This window comes from Streptomyces sp. NPDC033177, from assembly GCF_055577715.1.
In genome coordinates, this window is the sequence record NZ_JBVIPS010000001.1 from 1,194,415 (window position 1) to 1,210,916 (window position 16,502).

The window sequence follows — 16,502 nt, forward strand, 5'->3', positions numbered from 1 at the left end:
CGGACCCGGTCAGGCCCGGGGTCGGGCCCGGTCAGGCCCGGGGTCGGGCCCGGTCAGGCCCGGGGTCGGGCCCGGTCAGGCCCGGGGTCGGGCCCGGTCAGGCCCGGGGTCGGGCCCGGTCAGTACATGATCCCCACTAGGCCGTCCCCCTGCTCGGCGCAAACGAGGCCGCCCGTGCAGCAGGCACCCCAACTGCCGGACCCGGGGCCGAAGAGGGTCACCCGTTCCCAGTGCTCCGCCGCCGGCCTGGCCCGTGAGAGGCGCAGGCCGAGCTCGCCCACGGCCACATCGGCGGGCGGCGGCCCGCCGGGCGATGCGGTGGTCCCGGGCAGTACGGCCACGACCTCCGCGGCGGGATAGCCGAAGAGGTCGATGTCGTCCCAGGCCACCGGGGTCGACTCCGCGCGGTCGGGCCGGGCCCGCGCCTGGACCTCCACGCGGGCGAGCCGGTCGGTGACGCCGGGCCCGCCGCCGCCGAAGCCCAGGACGACGCCGTCGAGCTCGGCGTCGAAGTTCCACTCGGGCTCGAAGAGCAGGCCGCCGAGCCAGGCGTCGTGCGCGTGCCGGAGCTCCGCGTACTGGTCCAGGGTCAGCCCGATGCACTGCCGGTGCCGCGTGACCTTGTCGGGCGGCAGCAGTTTGAGCACCTCGCCGGGTGTCATCCCGAACTTCAACAGCCCGGCGCCGCCCGGCAGTTCTACGCCGACTTCTCGCAACAACTCCAACATTGCACCATTGTTCACCCGTTGACCCAGGTGGCAAGGCTGTTGACGAGATCACACAGAAACCGTTTGCACGGGCGCTGGTCAGCGGCGGCCGGGGCTACGGTCAGGACTGGGGACGGCTGCCGTGGTTGGCCGCGTGCTTACGGCGTGCCTTCTTCTTGCGACGACGCTTCGATGACATGCGCTTCCCCTCTCGCCAGGGATGCCAGGAGTGGCATTTCAGGTGTTTTCCACCGTTCCATACGCCGGCTTGCCCAGCGACTGGGAGGCCTCGCAGCCGGGGTGATGCAAACATCTCGTTCACAACACTCCATTGACAGCATCGTGTGTGCCGCCCATGCTGGACGGCATGACCTCGACTCCCGAGCCGCAGCCCGCCGAGACCGACCCCTTCAGCCCCACGCACCCGGATCAGGTGCGTGCGGGCCGCGCCCCCGCCGCTCTGTTCCGCATCGCCGAGCGGCACGCGGCCACCGACGAGCAGCGGCGCCGACAGGTCCACGCCACGATCGTCGGTCCGTACGAGGCGGCACGGCTCGTGACGTTTCTGTTGACCGGAGTCGCGGATCGCGAGGAGGGGGAGCCGGAGGTGGACCACGCGGACATCACCGCGGCGCTGACGCTCATGCCCATGGCGCGCGGCGAGATGGACCAGGTGGAGGCCGGTCTCCTGCAGATGGCGCGCGGTCGCGGCATGACCTGGCCTGAGATCGCCTTCGGCCTCGGCCTCGGCACCCCGCAGGCGGCGAGGCAGCGCTACGAACGGCTGGTCGGCCGTACGTCGGTCGCCGACGCGGACACCACGCCCCCAACCCCCTAGCCGCGACCGCTACCCGCCCACTCCCCCTCACCCGCGTGCCGGAGCCACACGTAGCTGACGGGTTGCGGGGCGTTCCACTCCGCGGCCAGAGCGGGGGCGACCGGCAGGAATCCGGCCCCGCGATAGCAGCGCAGGGCGGCGGTGTTCGTGGGGTGGACGCGCATGAAGATCTCCGTGTATCCGGCCCTCAGCGCCTGCTCGGCCAGGCCCCGCACCAACCTCCGCCCGACTCCCCGTCCCCGGGCGCCCGGGGCCACGATGACTCGGGCGAGTTCCGCCTCGCCCTCCCCCTCGTCGCACCACACCTCCCCGTAGCCGAGGAGCGTCCCGCTTGCGGCCAGCACATGACCGCGCACATCAGGGTCCTGCTGCCATCCGGCCACCACCTGCGCCGTCACGGGGAAGACAGGCGACCCGCACCACAGGGCGGCCTCGGCGGCGGAGGCGGGCCAGCGCGCCACCGTGACCGCGTCCGCCACGGCAAAGGGTCGTAGCTCCATGTACGATCGCTCCCGCCATGCAGATGAATGCCAACTACACCAGTCTCGTCGCGGTCGGCGACTCCTTCACCGAGGGCATGTCGGACCTTCAGCCCGACGGCAGCTACCGCGGCTGGGCAGATCTGCTCGCCGCCCGGATGGCTGCCGCCTCCCCCGGATTCCGGTACGCCAACCTCGCCGTACGCGGGAAGCTCATCGCGCAGATCGTGGCCGAGCAGGTGGACCTCGCGGCCGCCATGCAGCCCGACGTGATCACCCTGGTGGGCGGCCTCAACGACACGCTGCGCCCCAAGTGCGACATGGTCCGCGTCCGCGACCTCCTGGAGGAGGCGGTCGAACGCCTCGCCCCCGCCTGCAAGCAGCTGGTCCTGATGCGCAGCCCGGGCAGGAACGGCCCCGTGTTCCAGCGTTTCCGCCCACGCATGGAGGAACTCTTCGTCCACATCGACGACTTGGCGGCCCGGCACGGCGCCACGGTCGTGGACCTCTACGGGTCGGTCGCGCTCGGCGACCAGCGCATGTGGGACGTGGACCGGCTGCACCTGACGGCCGAGGGCCACCGCAGGGTCGCCGAAGCGGTGTGGCAGTCCCTCGGCTACGCCCCCGAGGACGACTGGCAGACCCTCCTCCCGGCCACGGCCCCGCCGACCTGGGCCGCGCGCCGCGTGGCGGACATCCGCTTCGCCAGACAACACCTGGCCCCGTGGATAGCCCGCCGCCTCACAGGCCGCTCCTCAGGCGACGGCCTCCCGGCCAAACGCCCGGACCTACAGCCTTGGGAGGACCCGCGGGAGTAGGCCGCAGGCGCGCTCGCTCAGGGACAACGATCAGCGACTCCGGGAGCACCACCTGGTCACGTCCCCGCGCATCAGGCGTCGCAGCACAGAGCGGCGCGGGCGGGCCGTCTCAGGGGTGGCCCGCCCGCGCCTTCGGGTCGCGCGTCCTACTCCTCCACCTCGTCCTCGAAGTGCAGGGCGATGGACTGCAGTACGTCCGCCGACGTCACATCGGTGCGGCCTTCGTCGTGCGCCTCCGCCAACTGCGCGAAGGAGAAAGCGAAGGCCGACGTGATCTGCTCGATGACCGGGCTCAGTTCCCGGCCCACCACCTCGGCGACCTCTATGGCGGTGGCGTCGGCGGGGATCTCGATGCGCGGCAGCATCTCCTCCAGCATCGCGCCCACCGCGCCGCTGGGTTCGACCTCGCCGTCCGGGTTCTCCCGTACCTGTCGGCGCATCTCGATCGCCTCGGTCAGGATGCCGACGACTCTTTGGATGATCTCGCGCTGCTCCATGTGGTGAAGCCTAGACGTAGGCGGATCAACGGGAGTTGCGGCACAGCCGGGCACCGGCCGTTGTCAGTGCTCGATGGCACGATGCCGGGAGCTGGACAGGACCATGCCCGGCACCGGACAAAAGCGGGAGTGACCATGGGCACTTGGGATGCCGGGCCGTTCCACACCGCCTCGACCCCCTTGCGCCACGGCTCCTCGTCGGACTCCTCCCACGGGTCGAGCAGCTCCGAGCCCTCGGCCCTCACACGGTCCAGGGCCTGGTGTGCGGGGCCGCGCAGCGACGGCGGCGTCGGCGTCCAGCTCCACCTCGTAGCCGATGCTCAGCGCGGCCCGGACAAGACCGAGCCGATCCTCGCTGAGCAGGCCCCGTGGCGGCAGCGGGCTCACTGGCACCCCACGCCACGCCTGGACGATGCTCCAATGACCCCGCGCTCCGCGGACTGTACGGACGGTCAAAGAGCAGGTCGGACGGCAGGTAAACTCCGTACACGTGACTGTCGCGCCTGCAAAGCCCCGTATCCCGAACGTCCTCGCCGGGCGTTATGCCTCCGCCGAGCTCGCCACCCTCTGGTCGCCCGAGCAGAAGGTCAGGCTGGAGCGTCAGCTCTGGCTCGCCGTCCTGCGGGCGCAGAAGGACCTGGGGATCGAGGTGCCGGACGCCGCCCTCGCCGACTACGAGCGGGTTCTCGACGACGTCGACCTCGCCTCGATCGCCGAGCGCGAGAAGGTCACCCGCCACGACGTGAAGGCCCGCATCGAGGAGTTCAACGCGCTCGCCGGGCACGAGCAGGTCCACAAGGGCATGACCTCCCGCGACCTGACCGAGAACGTGGAGCAGCTGCAGGTCCGCCTCTCCCTGGAGCTGGTGCGCGACCGCACCGTCGCGGTGCTCGCGCGCCTGGGCAAGCTGTCGGGCGAGTACGCGGAACTGGTCATGGCCGGCCGCTCCCACAACGTCGCCGCTCAGGCGACGACGTTGGGCAAGCGCTTCGCGACGACCGCCGACGAGCTGCTCGTCGCGTTCCGCCGCGTCGACGACCTGCTGCGCCGCTACCCCCTGCGCGGCATCAAGGGCCCGGTCGGCACGGCCCAGGACATGCTCGACCTGCTCGGCGGCGACGCCGACAAGCTCACCGAGCTCGAGCAGCGCATCGCCGGGCACCTCGGCTTCGACCGCGCCTTCACCTCGGTCGGCCAGGTCTACCCCCGCTCCCTCGACTACGAGGTCGTCACCGCCCTGGTGCAGCTCGCCTCCGGCCCCTCGTCGCTGGCCAAGACCATCCGTCTGATGGCCGGGCACGAGCTCGTCACCGAGGGCTTCAAGCCGGGTCAGGTCGGCTCGTCCGCGATGCCGCACAAGATGAACACCCGCTCCTGCGAGCGCGTCAACGGCCTCACGGTCATCCTCCGCGGCTACGCGTCGATGACCGGCGAGCTGGCGGGCGACCAGTGGAACGAGGGCGACGTCTCCTGCTCGGTCGTACGCCGTGTCGCCCTGCCGGACGCCTTCTTCGCGCTGGACGGGCTGCTCGAGACGTTCCTGACCGTGCTCGACGAGTTCGGCGCCTTCCCGGCCGTCGTCGCGCGTGAGCTGGACCGCTACCTCCCCTTCCTCGCCACGACCAAGGTCCTCATGGCCTCGGTGCGGGCGGGCGTCGGCCGCGAGGAGGCCCACGAGGCCATCAAGGAGAACGCCGTCGCCTCCGCGCTCGCCATGCGCGAACAGGGCGCCGAGCGCAACGAACTCCTCGACAAGCTCGCCGCGGACTCCCGCATTCCGCTGGACCGTGCGGAGCTGGACGCTCTGATGGCGGACAAGCTGTCGTTCACCGGCGCGGCGAGCGACCAGGTCGCCGTCGTCGTGGCGCAGATCGAGGCCCTGCTCAAGGAGCACCCCGAGGCGGCTGCCTACGCCCCGGGTGCCATTCTCTGATCGCCCGGCCGGACTCCGCCTAACGTGACGCGCGGTGTTCGCCCTTGCGCGCCTTGCGCACCCGCAGCGCGACAAAGGTGAGCACCGCCAGCGCGACCACGGCGAGTACGCCCTTGGAGTACAGGCCCACCAGGTCGCTGACCTGGTGCCAGCGTGCTCCGAGGGCGTGGCCGATCAGGATGAACACCGCGTTCCAGATCAAGCTGCCCGCGGTCGTCAGGGCGAGGAAGACGGGCAGGCGCATCCGCTCCACGCCCGCGGGGACCGAGATCATGCTGCGGAAGATCGGGATCATCCGGCCGAAGAAGACGGCCTTGGTGCCGTGCCGGGCGAACCACTTCTCCGTGCGCTCGATGTCGGACGCCTTCACGAGCGGGAGGCGGGCCGCGATGGCCACGGTGCGGTCGCGGCCGAGCAGTGCGCCGATCGCGTAGAGCGCGAGCGCGCCGATCACGGAACCAGCCGTGGTCCAGAGCAGGACCGTGAGCAGGCCGAACTTGCCCTGGCTCGCGGCGAATCCGGCGAGCGGCAGGATCACCTCGCTGGGCAGGGGCGGGAACAGGTTCTCCAAGGCGATGGCTGCTCCGGCACCGACGGCGCCGAACGAGTCCATGAGATCGGCGGCCCAGCCCGCGACACCGCCGACAGGGGCTTCGTTCGCGGTGGCCGAGGCTTCGTGCGCGGCAGTGAGGAACATGCACTCGACGCTACGGGCACCGTGGGGCGCGACGGTATGAGGGCGACCACACAGGTCAGGTGTGGTGCACCGCAGGGCAGCACTGTGGTTTTCCGCAGTCCCCGCGCCCCGGCCGTTGGACTAGCGTGACCGATCATGCGTACGCATCTCAAGCGCTGGCTCAGGGTGACCGTCGGCGTCCTCTTCGGCGCCCTCACCGGCCTCGTCGAGCTGGCCTTCGCCCTGGTGGCCGGATTGTGGCTGCTCGCCACCCTCGGGCGCCGCACGGGGCGTGGCGCCGAGGCCCGGATCGTGGACGGCGCCCGGCGGCTGGCCGGTATCGAGCAGCGGCGCATGACCGCTTTCTTCGGCACCGAGCTCGTCACACCGCCGACCGGCCTGCCCGCCGTGAACTACATCGCGTCGCGCTGGGCGGTCGGCCTGCTCGGCGGTGTCGTCCTCGGCTGCGCCCTGCTCGGGGCGGGTTACGCCTCGCTGGCGGTGTGGGGCTGGTTCGTCGCCGACATCGACTCCCCCACCACCTTGATCCTCTCCTCGGTCGGCGGCCTCTTCCTGTTCTACCTCTGTGTGCAGGGCACGTACGGCGTCGCGCTCGCGGACGAGCGGCACGCCCGGCGGTACCTCGGCCCGAACGACGGGCAGCTCATGGAGCGCAGGATCGGCGAGCTCGTCGCGAGCCGCGCCGGCGTGGTGGAGGCCGTGCACGACGAGCGGCGGCGCATCGAACGCGATCTGCACGACGGTGTCCAGCAGCGCATCGTCGCCCTCGGCATGCTGCTCGGCAGGGCCCGTCGCGCCGCCGATCCCGAGAAGTCCACGCGGCTCCTCGCCCAAGCGCACGAGGAGACCCAGCAGGCCCTGGTCGAACTGCGCGAGGTCGCCTGGCGCGTCTACCCCGCGACGCTCGACGAGGGCGGGCTCGCCGCAGCCCTGGAAACGGTCGCCGAGCGGGCCGCGATCCCCGTACGTCTGCACTGCGACCTGCACGAGACCCCGCCACCGACCGCCCAGGCCGTGGCGTACTTCGTCGCCGCCGAAGCCGTCACCAACGCCGTCAAGCACTCCGGCGCCACCCTCGTCACCGTCCACGGCGAGCGACGAGGTGCCGTGCTGCACCTGCGCGTCGAGGACAACGGGCGGGGCGGCGCCGACCCGTCCGGCAGCGGTCTGCTCGGGCTCGCCCGGCGCGTGGCCGCCCTGGACGGCACCCTCACCGTGCAGAGCCCCGCCGGTGGGCCCACCCTCATCACCGCGGAGCTCCCATGCGCGTAATGCTCGCCGACGACTCGACGCTGCTGCGGGAGGGCCTGGCCAGGCTCCTCGTGGACGAGGGGCACACCGTCACGGCCTCGGTCGGTGACGCGCGGGCGCTGCTCGCCGCCGTGGCCGAGGATCCACCGGACGCCGCCGTGATCGACGTACGGATGCCGCCCACGCACACCGACGAGGGGCTGCGGGCCGCGCTCGAGATCCGGGCGAAGTGGCCGGAGACGAGCGTGCTCGTGCTGTCGCAGTACGTCGAACGCCGTTATGCCACCGAGCTGTTGACCACCGCGACCGAAGGTGTCGGCTATCTGCTCAAGGACCGGGTCGTCCAGGTCGACGAGTTCCTGGACGCCTTGGAGCGGGTCGCGTCGGGCCAGACGGCCTTCGACCCCGAGGTCGTACGGCAGTTGCTGACCCTCAGCAGCCACACCGACCCGCTCCAGCGTCTGACGCCGCGCGAGCGCGAGGTGCTCGGCAAGATGGCGCAGGGGCACACGAACGCGGCGATCGCCGGCCAGTTGCACGTCTCGCAGAGCGCCGTCGAGAAGTACATCAACGCGATCTTCGACAAGCTGGAACTGACCGGGACCACCGGATACAGCCGCCGCGTGCTCGCCGTCCTGCGCTACCTGGGGTCCTGACGTGCCGTCAATCGACGGCGTTCACAGGCCGACGTCCCTGCTGCGGAAGTCCTCCAGGGACTCGCGCCGCACCAGAAGCCGCGCGTGCCCGCCGGCGACGGCCACCACGGGCGGGCGCCCGACGAGGTTGTAGCCCGACGCCATGGACAGGTGGTACGCCCCGGCCACCGGCACGCCCAGGATGTCTCCCGGCCTGATGTCGCCCGGCAGTTCGATGTCGGAGGCGAGCACGTCGCCCGCCTCGCAGTGCCGCCCGACGACGGTCACCGGCGCGGAGACGACCGTGGAGTGCCGGCCGATCAGGCGCGGCGCGTACCGCACGCCGTACAGCGCGGGCCGCGGGTTGTCGCTCATCCCGCCGTCCACGGCGACGAAGGTGCGCCCGCCGGTGCGCTTGACGGCGAGCACACGGTAGAGGGCGACTCCGGCGGGGCCCGCGATGGCGCGCCCCGGCTCGATGAGCAGCTTGGGCACGGTGAGTCCGGCCGCCGCACAGCTACCGGTCAGCTCCGCGCGCACCTTGCGGGCGAGAGTGGTGATGTCGAGCGCTTGCTCACCGGGGCGGTAGGCGATGCCGTGGCCGCCGCCTAGGTCCAGTTCGGGGAGGGTGACGCCGTGCTGCTCCTTGACGCGGGCCATCAGGCCGACCAAGCGGCGCACGGCGGACAGGAACGGCTTCTCGGAGGTGATCTGCGAGCCCAAGTGGCAGTGCAAGCCGGTCAGTTCGAGACCGGGCTGGCCGAGGATGCGGGCGATGGCGTGCTGCGCGGACCCGTCGGTGATCGACAGGCCGAACTTCTGGTCGTCGGTCCCGGTGCGGATCTTGGCGTGGCCGCCCGCCGCGATGCCCGGCACCACCCGCACCAGCACCTTCTGGCGGCTGCCCGGCGGTACGGCGGCGGCGAGGCGTGCGATCTCGGAGGCGCTGTCGATGACGATGCGTCCGACGCCGAGCCGCAGCGCGGCCTCCAGGTCGTGCGGGCTCTTGGCGTTGCCGTGCAGCACGATGCGCTCGGCGGGGAAGCCCGTGGTGACGGCGAGTTCCAGTTCCCCGGCGGAACAGACGTCGAGCCCGAGCCCTTCCTCCGCCACCCAGTGGGCCATGGCGCGGCACAGGAACGCCTTGGCCGCGTAGTGCACTTCGGCATCGGGGAAGGCGTGCAGGTACGTGCGGCAGCGCGTGCGTACGTCGTCTTCGTCGAGGAGATACGCCGGGGTGCCGAAACGCCCGGCGATCTCGGTGAGCGGTACGCCGCCGACGGCGAGGTCGCCGTGGGGCAGCCGTGTGGTGGACGCGGGCCAGACGGACAGGTCGTCGTCGGCGGTGGCGTCGGGGGTCATGGGGTCGTACAGGGTGGTCACGGGCAGTCTCTCTTTCGCCTCGTCCTCGTTCCGCATGCCGCAGGTCAGCCGATTCAGGCGGTCAGGGCGCCGACCGCCCGCGGGTCCCACTCGCGCCAGGCGGGTGTGGGCCGCGGGGGCGCGCCGACGGGGTGCGCGGCGAGCCTCGGGTCGACGGTGACCTCGTGGACGCCGAGCGGCTCGGCAAGGGTGCGCAGCGCGGGTTCCGAAAGCCTGATCCACGCCTGGCGGTCGCCGAGGGCGGCGCTCAGCCGCTGGGGCGTGGTGAAGGCGACGACGGTGCGGCCGCCCACGGGTGTGCGGAACAGGCGGGCGACGCAGCCCGCGGGTCCCGGCCGGACGGGGACGAAGAGCGGTCCGGCCGGGCCGGGTTCGGAGGGCTCGGGGTCCTCACCGCACTGAGTCTCTGCCATGGCGTTCCTCCTTGAGGATCCTGCTGCTCGGTGATCCACCTGCTCGGTGATCCTGCTGCTGTGAGCTGTCGCCTGTCCCGGGGCCGGACGAGGTCCCGGGGGCTTGTGGTGACGCTATGCCCGGCACCAGGTGCCGACCGAGCCCTCATGACGGGACGTTGACGGTGGGGTGACCCGTGTTGACGAGGGCTTGACGCCCCGCACAGCTGTCGCAGTCGGTTCGCGGCGTGAACCGTGCCCCTCCGTAGCCGTCCGCTCGTTTGAGATCAAGAGAGTGCGGAAGAGGCCAAGGTCACAGCCCTGGACGGCACCGAGTGCCAGGGGTTCCGCCCTAGCATCATGCCCATGACGGTCCTGCCTGACGACGGGCTTCCCCTGGCCGCCGAGTTCCCTGATGCGACCCATGAGCAGTGGCAGCGCCTGGTGGAAGGCGTGCTGCGCAAATCGGGTAAGGACGTATCAGGGTCGGCCGCGGAGGAAGCGCTGTCCACCGCACTCGACGACGGGCTCAGCACCCGCCCCCTGTACACCGCCCGAGAAGCCGCGCCTGACGCCGGTTACCCGGGTTTCGCCCCCTTTGTCAGGGGTGGCACCGCCGCGGGCAGTGCCGCGGCCGGCTGGGACGTACGGCAGCGGCATGCGGCCACGGACCCCGCGGCCTCGAACGAGACCGTGCTCGCGGACCTGGAGAACGGCGTCACCTCGCTGTGGCTCGGCGTCGGCCCCGGCGCTCTCCCGGTCTCCGGCATCGAGCGCGCCCTGGAGGGCGTCTTCCTCGACCTGGCGCCGGTGGCCATGGACGCGGGCGCCGAATTCGAGCCCGCGGCACGCGAGTTGTTCCGCCTCTACGAGGAGCGGGGCATCCCGAAGGACTCCGTGCGCGGCACCCTCGGCGCGGACCCCCTCGGCCATGAGGCCCGCACCGGCGAGCGGCTCGACCCGGCCGCCGCGATCGAACTGGCCCGGCTGTGCGGCCAGGAGTACCCGAACCTCCGCGCGCTGACCGTCGACGCCCTGCCGTACCACGAGGCGGGCGGCTCGGCCGGGCAGGAGCTCGGCGCATCGCTCGCCACGGCGGTCGCCTACCTGCGCGAGCTGACCGAAGCGGGGCTCACGGTCGAGGCGGCCTGCGCCCAGCTGGAGTTCCGGTACGCGGCCACCGCCGATCAGTTCCTGACCATCGCGAAGCTGCGGGCGGCCCGGCGGCTCTGGGCGCGCGTGGCCGAGGTCTGCGGCGCACCGGACGCGGGGGCGCAGCGCCAGCACGCCGTGACCTCGCCCGTGATGATGACGCGCCGCGACCCGTGGGTGAACATGCTGCGGACGACCGTGGCCTGCCTCGGCGCAGGGGTCGGCGGCGCCGACTCCGTCACCGTGCTGCCCTTCGACCACTCGCTCGGCCTGCCGGACGCGTTCGCGCGCCGCATCGCCCGCAACACCTCGACGATCCTCCTGGAGGAGTCGCACCTCGCCAAGGTGATCGACCCGGCGGGCGGCTCCTGGTACGTCGAGCGGCTCACCGATGAACTGGCGCACGCGGGCTGGGAGTTCTTCCAGGAGATCGAGCGCGCGGGCGGCCAGGCCGCGGCCCTGCGCTCCGGCCTGATCGGCGACCGCCTCGCCGCAACCTGGGCCAAGCGCAGCGAGAAGCTGGCCAAGCGGCGTGAACCGATCACCGGCGTCAGCGAGTTCCCGAACCTGACGGAGCGTCCGGTCGAGCGCGAGGCCCCGCCCGCCGAGGCGTCCGGCGGCCTGCCTCGCGTCCGCCGCGACGAGGCGTACGAGGTTCTGCGCTCCCGCTCGGACGCGCACCTCGCCTCGACGGGGGCCCGCCCCCGGGTGTTCATCGCCGCGCTCGGCCCCGCCGCAGCGCACACCGCGCGGGCCTCCTTCGCGTCGAACCTCTTCCAGGCGGGCGGCATCGAAGCCGTGCACGAACCGGCGGCGGTGGACGCGACGACGGCCGCCGATGCCTTCAAGGCCAGCGGCGCCACGGTGGCGTGCCTCTGCTCCAGCGACGCGCTGTACGAGGAGCAGGCCGACGAGGTCGCCGCCGCCCTCACGTCGGCAGGCGCGGGGCGGGTGTTCCTCGCGGGACGGCCCGCCGAGCGCCCCGGCGTCAACGCGTACGTCTTCGCGGGCTGCGACGCCGTGTCCGTGCTCTCCTCCACCCTCGACCACATGGGAGTGGCGTAATGGCGATCCCCGACTTCTCCGGCGTCGGCCTGACGTCCGAAGCCGCCTCTGAGACCTCCGCCGTCTCCAAGGACCAGTGGCGCAGCGCCGTCAAGGAGTCCACCGGCAAGGCCGACGACGACCTCCTGTGGGAGACCCCCGAGGGCATCGCGGTCAAGCCGCTCTACACGGGCGCCGACCTCGAAGGCCTCGACTTCCTGGAGACGTACCCGGGTGTCGCGCCCTACCTGCGTGGCCCTTACCCGACGATGTACGTCAACCAGCCCTGGACGATCCGGCAGTACGCCGGATTCTCCACCGCCGAGGAGTCCAACGCCTTCTACCGCCGCAACCTCGCGGCCGGGCAGAAGGGCCTTTCGGTCGCCTTCGACCTGCCCACGCACCGCGGTTACGACAGTGACCATCCGCGGGTGACGGGCGACGTCGGCATGGCGGGCGTGGCGATCGACTCGATCTACGACATGCGTCAGCTCTTCGACGGCATCCCGCTGGACAAGATGACGGTGTCGATGACGATGAACGGCGCGGTTCTCCCCGTACTCGCGCTCTACATCGTGGCCGCCGAGGAGCAGGGCGTACCGCCCGAGAAGCTGGCCGGGACCATCCAGAACGACATCCTCAAAGAGTTCATGGTCCGCAACACCTACATCTATCCGCCCAAGCCCTCGATGCGGATCATCTCCGACATCTTCGCGTACACCTCGCAGAAGATGCCGCGCTACAACTCCATCTCGATCTCCGGCTATCACATCCAGGAGGCGGGTGCGACAGCCGACTTGGAGCTGGCGTACACCCTCGCGGACGGCGTGGAGTATCTGCGGGCGGGTCAGGAAGCGGGTCTGGACGTCGACGCGTTCGCGCCGCGGCTCTCCTTCTTCTGGGCGATCGGCATGAACTTCTTCATGGAGGTCGCCAAGCTCCGCGCGGCGCGCCTCCTGTGGGCGAAGCTGGTCAAGCAGTTCGACCCGAAGAACGCCAAGTCGCTCTCGCTGCGCACCCATTCGCAGACCTCGGGCTGGTCGCTCACCGCACAGGACGTGTTCAACAACGTCACGCGTACGTGTGTCGAGGCGATGGCGGCGACACAGGGCCACACCCAGTCCCTGCACACGAACGCCCTCGACGAGGCGCTCGCCCTGCCCACCGACTTCTCCGCGCGCATCGCCCGCAACACCCAGCTGCTCATCCAGCAGGAGTCGGGCACGACGCGGACGATCGACCCGTGGGGCGGCAGCGCGTACGTCGAGAAGCTGACGCACGACCTGGCGCGCCGCGCCTGGCAGCACATCGAGGAGGTCGAGGCGGCGGGCGGCATGGCGCAGGCCATCGACGCGGGCATCCCGAAGCTGCGCGTCGAGGAGGCGGCGGCGCGCACGCAGGCCCGTATCGACTCGGGGCGCCAGCCGGTCATCGGCGTCAACAAGTACCGCGTGGAGACCGACGAGCAGATCGACGTCCGAGCGGTCGACAACTCCTCCGTACGCAGCCAGCAGATCGCCAAGCTGAAGCGGCTGCGCGAGGAACGCGACGAGGCGGCCTGCCAGGACGCGCTGCGGGCCCTGACGGCGGCGGCCGAGCGCCAGCCGGGTCCGGGACTCGAGGGCAACCTCCTCGCCCTGGCGGTCGACGCGGCCCGCGCGAAGGCAACGGTCGGCGAGATCTCCGACGCCCTGGAGGCCTCGTACGGGCGGCACGCGGGGCAGATCCGTACGATCTCCGGTGTGTACCGCACCGAAGCAGGCTCGTCCCCGTCCGTGGAGCGCACCCGCACGCTCGTGTCCTCCTTCGAGGAGGCCGAGGGGCGCCGGCCGCGCATCCTGGTCGCCAAGATGGGCCAGGACGGCCACGACCGCGGCCAGAAGGTCATCGCCACCGCCTTCGCCGACCTCGGCTTCGACGTGGACGTCGGCCCGCTCTTCCAGACCCCGGCGGAGGTCGCGCGCCAGGCGGTCGAGGCGGACGTGCACATCGTCGGCGTCTCGTCGCTCGCCGCCGGGCACCTCACGCTCGTACCGGCGCTGCGTGCGGAGCTGGCCGCCGAGGGCCGTGAGGACATCATGATCGTCGTGGGTGGTGTGATCCCGCCGCAGGACGTGCCGACGCTCCTGGAGATGGGCGCCGCGGCGGTCTTCCCGCCCGGCACGGTGATCCCGGACGCCGCGTACGACCTGGTGAAGCGGCTGGCGGCCGACCTCGGCCACGAGCTGTGAGCATGGCGGCGCCGCGGATCGACATCGACGCGTACGTCAAGGGCGTGCTCGACGGGAAACGCGCGCAGATCGCGCGCGCCATCACGCTCGTCGAGTCGACAAGGCCTCAACACCGGTCCCTGGCCCAGGAGTTGCTGACCCAACTGCTTCCGCACAGCGGGCGGGCGCGGCGGATCGGCATCAGCGGGGTGCCCGGCGTGGGCAAGTCGACGTTCATCGACGCGCTCGGCACGATGCTGACGGGGCTCGGGCACCGGGTCGCGGTGCTCGCCGTCGACCCGTCGTCGACCCGGACGGGGGGCTCGATCCTCGGCGACAAGACGCGGATGGAACGCCTCGCGGTGGACCCGGCGGCATTCGTGCGCCCCTCGCCCACCGCGGGGACGCTCGGCGGGGTCGCGAAGGCGACGCGCGAGTCGATCGTGGTGATGGAGGCTGCGGGCTACGACGTGGTGCTCGTGGAGACGGTGGGCGTGGGCCAGTCGGAGACGGCGGTCGCGAACATGGTCGACTCGTTCCTGCTGCTGAGTCTGGCCCGTACGGGCGACCAGCTCCAGGGCATCAAGAAGGGCGTCCTCGAACTGGCGGACGTGCTCGCCATCAACAAGGCGGACGGCCCGCACGAGCGGGACGCGCGCTCGGCGGCGCGTGAACTGGCGGGCGCGCTGCGGCTGATGCACCCCGCGGACGCGGCCTGGACTCCCCCGGTGCTCAGTTGCAGCGCGCGCGAGTCCAGCGGCCTGGACGAGGTCTGGGACCGTCTGGAGCAGCACCGTACGCTTCTCGACTCGACGGGCCGCCTCGCCGCCAAACGACGCGACCAGCAGGTGGACTGGACGTGGACGATGGTGCGGGACGAACTCCTGGACCGGCTGCGGGGGCACGCCCAGGTCCGAGACCTCGCCCCTGAGCTCGAACAGCAAGTGCGCGAGGGGACATTGACGGCCACGCTGGCCGCCGAGCGGATCCTGGAGGCGTTCCAGCGGGGCGGGGGCCAGTCGGCCTGATGCTCGAAACCCCTTACGAAAGTAGGGGGTTGCTCCACACCTTCGTCACTGCCGGCGGCTCTCCGCGGTCCATAGTCTCCAACACATGATCAGAACCCGCGCACAGCGCAACGCCGTCACCGCTCTGCTGGCCCTCGCCCTCCTCACCCCTTCCGCGGTGGCCTGCGCCGAGGAAGGCGACTCGTCATCGGCAGGCCAGGCTTCCCCGCCTCCGACCGAGTCCGAGCTCGCTCTGCCGCGCCCCTCCGGGCCTCACGCGATCGGCCGGGACACCCTCCATCTCGTGGACGACGAGCGCCGCGACCCGTGGGTGCCCTCGGCGGGGGCCAGGGAGCTGATGGTGTCCGTCTTCTACCCGGCCCGGCAGGGCGCGGGCAACGGTGACCGTGCTCCGTACCTGACGACCGAAGAGGCCGAACTGCTCCTGAAGGGGCAGAAGCTGGACCAGGTCTACAAGGCCGAGCAGCTGACCTCCGTGCGCACGAACGCACGCGCCGCCGCCCGCCCCGCCGGAGGCAAGCACCCGCTGATCGTCCTCTCCCCGGGCTTCACGCTGCATCGCGCCACCCTCACCGCGCTCGCGGAGACACTGGCGTCCCACGGCTACGTCGTCGCTCTCGTCGACCACGCGTATGAGTCCTTCGGGACCGCGTTCCCGGGCCGGGACGGCTCGTCGCGCGTCCACGCCTGCGTCGCGTGCAAGAAGGTCGAGGAGGCACCGAACGGCGACTCCGGAGAGAAGAAGATGCTGGCCAAGGCGGCGCGGAACCGGGCGGCGGACATCTCCTACGTCATCGACGAGCTGACCGAACGCTCCCGCCCCGGTGACCGTCGGCACCCCGACTACGCTGCGCTCATCGACACCCGGCGGATCGGGGCGGCCGGTCACTCGCTGGGCGGCAACGCGGCGGCCGTGGCCGCCGGATCGGACCACCGCGTCCGCGCCGCCGCCAACCTGGACGGCACGTTCTTCGCCCCGGTTCCGTCCACCGGCACCGGCCGCCCCGTCCTCATGCTCGGCACCCTCAAGGGCCACAACCCCCGTGCCGAGGACGCCACTTGGCCGCGGCAGTGGCAGCGCCTGCACGGCTGGAAGCGCTGGCTGACGGTCGCTGACTCCGGGCACCTCACCTTCACCGACCTGCCGATTCTCGGCGGTCAGCTCAACAGGACCGACCCGTCGGCCCCCCTCTCCGGCAAGCGATCGGGAGAGATCACCACCGACTACGTGACGGCGTTCTTCGACAAGCACCTCACCAACAAACACCGCCCCCTGCTGAACGGCCCCTCAGCGGCCAACCCGGAGGTCACCTTCCACTCACCCTGAAGCCGGAGCCTGAAGCCCGGGGCCTGTTCCAGGCCCCGTCGCCCCGCGGCCCCCTCCGCTGCCCGGGGACGCCACACCGTAGATTCGAACCGTGCGCGCCGTGCGTCGCGT

16 protein-coding genes are annotated in these 16,502 nt (G+C 71.5%); 9 read left to right on the forward strand and 7 right to left on the reverse strand.

Annotated elements, in window-relative coordinates; translation table 11 throughout:
* Positions 1–119 precede the first annotated feature (119 nt).
* Complete coding sequence (locus ACZ5U5_RS05400; protein WP_469016527.1) at positions 120–728, reverse strand: hypothetical protein; 609 nt, start codon at positions 726–728, stop codon at positions 120–122.
* A 100-nt stretch (positions 729–828) separates the two neighbouring features.
* Complete coding sequence (locus tag ACZ5U5_RS05405) at positions 829–1,020, reverse strand: hypothetical protein (protein WP_469016982.1); 192 nt, start codon at positions 1,018–1,020, stop codon at positions 829–831.
* A 54-nt stretch (positions 1,021–1,074) separates the two neighbouring features.
* On the opposite strand from ACZ5U5_RS05405, the gene ACZ5U5_RS05410 reads away from it, so the two are divergent.
* Positions 1,075–1,545 (forward strand): DNA-binding protein, encoded by a 471-nt coding sequence (locus ACZ5U5_RS05410; RefSeq protein ID WP_469016529.1) that lies wholly within the window; start codon positions 1,075–1,077, stop codon positions 1,543–1,545.
* Here the strand turns inward: ACZ5U5_RS05410 and ACZ5U5_RS05415 are convergent.
* The gene (locus ACZ5U5_RS05415) at positions 1,542–2,045 is read right to left on the reverse strand and encodes a GNAT family N-acetyltransferase (protein WP_469016532.1); all 504 of its coding nucleotides are present in this window, start codon (positions 2,043–2,045) and stop codon (positions 1,542–1,544) included. The genes ACZ5U5_RS05410 and ACZ5U5_RS05415 overlap by 4 nt on opposite strands.
* 17 nt (positions 2,046–2,062) lie before the next feature.
* Here ACZ5U5_RS05415 and ACZ5U5_RS05420 point away from each other — a divergent pair, with 17 nt between their 5' ends.
* Positions 2,063–2,842, forward strand: coding sequence for an SGNH/GDSL hydrolase family protein (locus ACZ5U5_RS05420; protein ID WP_469016535.1), 780 nt, complete (start codon positions 2,063–2,065; stop codon positions 2,840–2,842).
* A gap of 146 nt (positions 2,843–2,988) precedes the next feature.
* Here the strand turns inward: ACZ5U5_RS05420 and ACZ5U5_RS05425 are convergent, their stop codons facing one another.
* On the reverse strand, positions 2,989–3,339 hold the full coding sequence (locus ACZ5U5_RS05425; protein WP_363206557.1) for a hypothetical protein: 351 nt from the start codon (positions 3,337–3,339) through the stop codon (positions 2,989–2,991).
* A gap of 490 nt (positions 3,340–3,829) precedes the next feature.
* Between ACZ5U5_RS05425 and purB the strand changes: the two genes are divergently transcribed.
* Positions 3,830–5,272, forward strand: coding sequence for an adenylosuccinate lyase (gene purB / locus ACZ5U5_RS05430; protein WP_469016538.1), 1,443 nt, complete (start codon positions 3,830–3,832; stop codon positions 5,270–5,272).
* Between the two features lie 19 nt (positions 5,273–5,291).
* On the opposite strand, the gene ACZ5U5_RS05435 is transcribed toward purB, so the two are convergent.
* Positions 5,292–5,885, reverse strand: a complete 594-nt coding sequence (locus ACZ5U5_RS05435) for a DedA family protein (RefSeq protein ID WP_469016985.1) — start codon at positions 5,883–5,885, stop codon at positions 5,292–5,294.
* A gap of 219 nt (positions 5,886–6,104) precedes the next feature.
* Between ACZ5U5_RS05435 and ACZ5U5_RS05440 the strand changes: the two genes are divergently transcribed.
* Positions 6,105–7,241, forward strand: coding sequence for a sensor histidine kinase (locus tag ACZ5U5_RS05440; protein WP_469016541.1), 1,137 nt, complete (start codon positions 6,105–6,107; stop codon positions 7,239–7,241).
* Positions 7,241–7,876, forward strand: a complete 636-nt coding sequence (locus tag ACZ5U5_RS05445) for a response regulator transcription factor (protein WP_363206708.1) — start codon at positions 7,241–7,243, stop codon at positions 7,874–7,876. The genes ACZ5U5_RS05440 and ACZ5U5_RS05445 overlap by 1 nt, the downstream gene beginning before the upstream one ends.
* A gap of 21 nt (positions 7,877–7,897) precedes the next feature.
* Here ACZ5U5_RS05445 and lysA read toward each other — a convergent pair whose 3' ends face one another.
* Both lysA and ACZ5U5_RS05455 read right to left on the reverse strand, forming a co-directional pair.
* Positions 7,898–9,217: a diaminopimelate decarboxylase gene (gene lysA / locus ACZ5U5_RS05450; RefSeq protein WP_469016988.1), complete on the reverse strand. Its 1,320-nt coding sequence runs from the start codon at positions 9,215–9,217 to the stop codon at positions 7,898–7,900.
* 74 nt (positions 9,218–9,291) lie between these two features.
* A complete protein-coding gene (locus ACZ5U5_RS05455) occupies positions 9,292–9,651 on the reverse strand; it encodes an SAV_915 family protein (protein ID WP_469016543.1) in 360 nt (119 codons plus the stop codon).
* A gap of 345 nt (positions 9,652–9,996) precedes the next feature.
* On the opposite strand from ACZ5U5_RS05455, the gene mutA reads away from it, so the two are divergent.
* The 4 genes from mutA (at position 9,997) to ACZ5U5_RS05475 (ending at position 16,391) form a co-directional block, all read left to right on the forward strand.
* Complete coding sequence (gene mutA, locus ACZ5U5_RS05460; RefSeq protein ID WP_469016546.1) at positions 9,997–11,847, forward strand: methylmalonyl-CoA mutase small subunit; 1,851 nt, start codon at positions 9,997–9,999, stop codon at positions 11,845–11,847.
* Positions 11,847–14,057, forward strand: coding sequence for a methylmalonyl-CoA mutase (gene scpA / locus ACZ5U5_RS05465; protein WP_469016549.1), 2,211 nt, complete (start codon positions 11,847–11,849; stop codon positions 14,055–14,057). Before mutA ends, scpA begins: the two co-directional genes overlap by 1 nt.
* A 2-nt stretch (positions 14,058–14,059) precedes the next feature.
* A complete protein-coding gene (gene meaB / locus ACZ5U5_RS05470) occupies positions 14,060–15,064 on the forward strand; it encodes a methylmalonyl Co-A mutase-associated GTPase MeaB (protein ID WP_469016551.1) in 1,005 nt (334 codons plus the stop codon).
* Positions 15,065–15,149: 85 nt separating this feature from the next.
* Positions 15,150–16,391: an alpha/beta hydrolase family protein gene (locus ACZ5U5_RS05475; protein WP_469016553.1), complete on the forward strand. Its 1,242-nt coding sequence runs from the start codon at positions 15,150–15,152 to the stop codon at positions 16,389–16,391.
* Positions 16,392–16,502 lie beyond the last annotated feature (111 nt).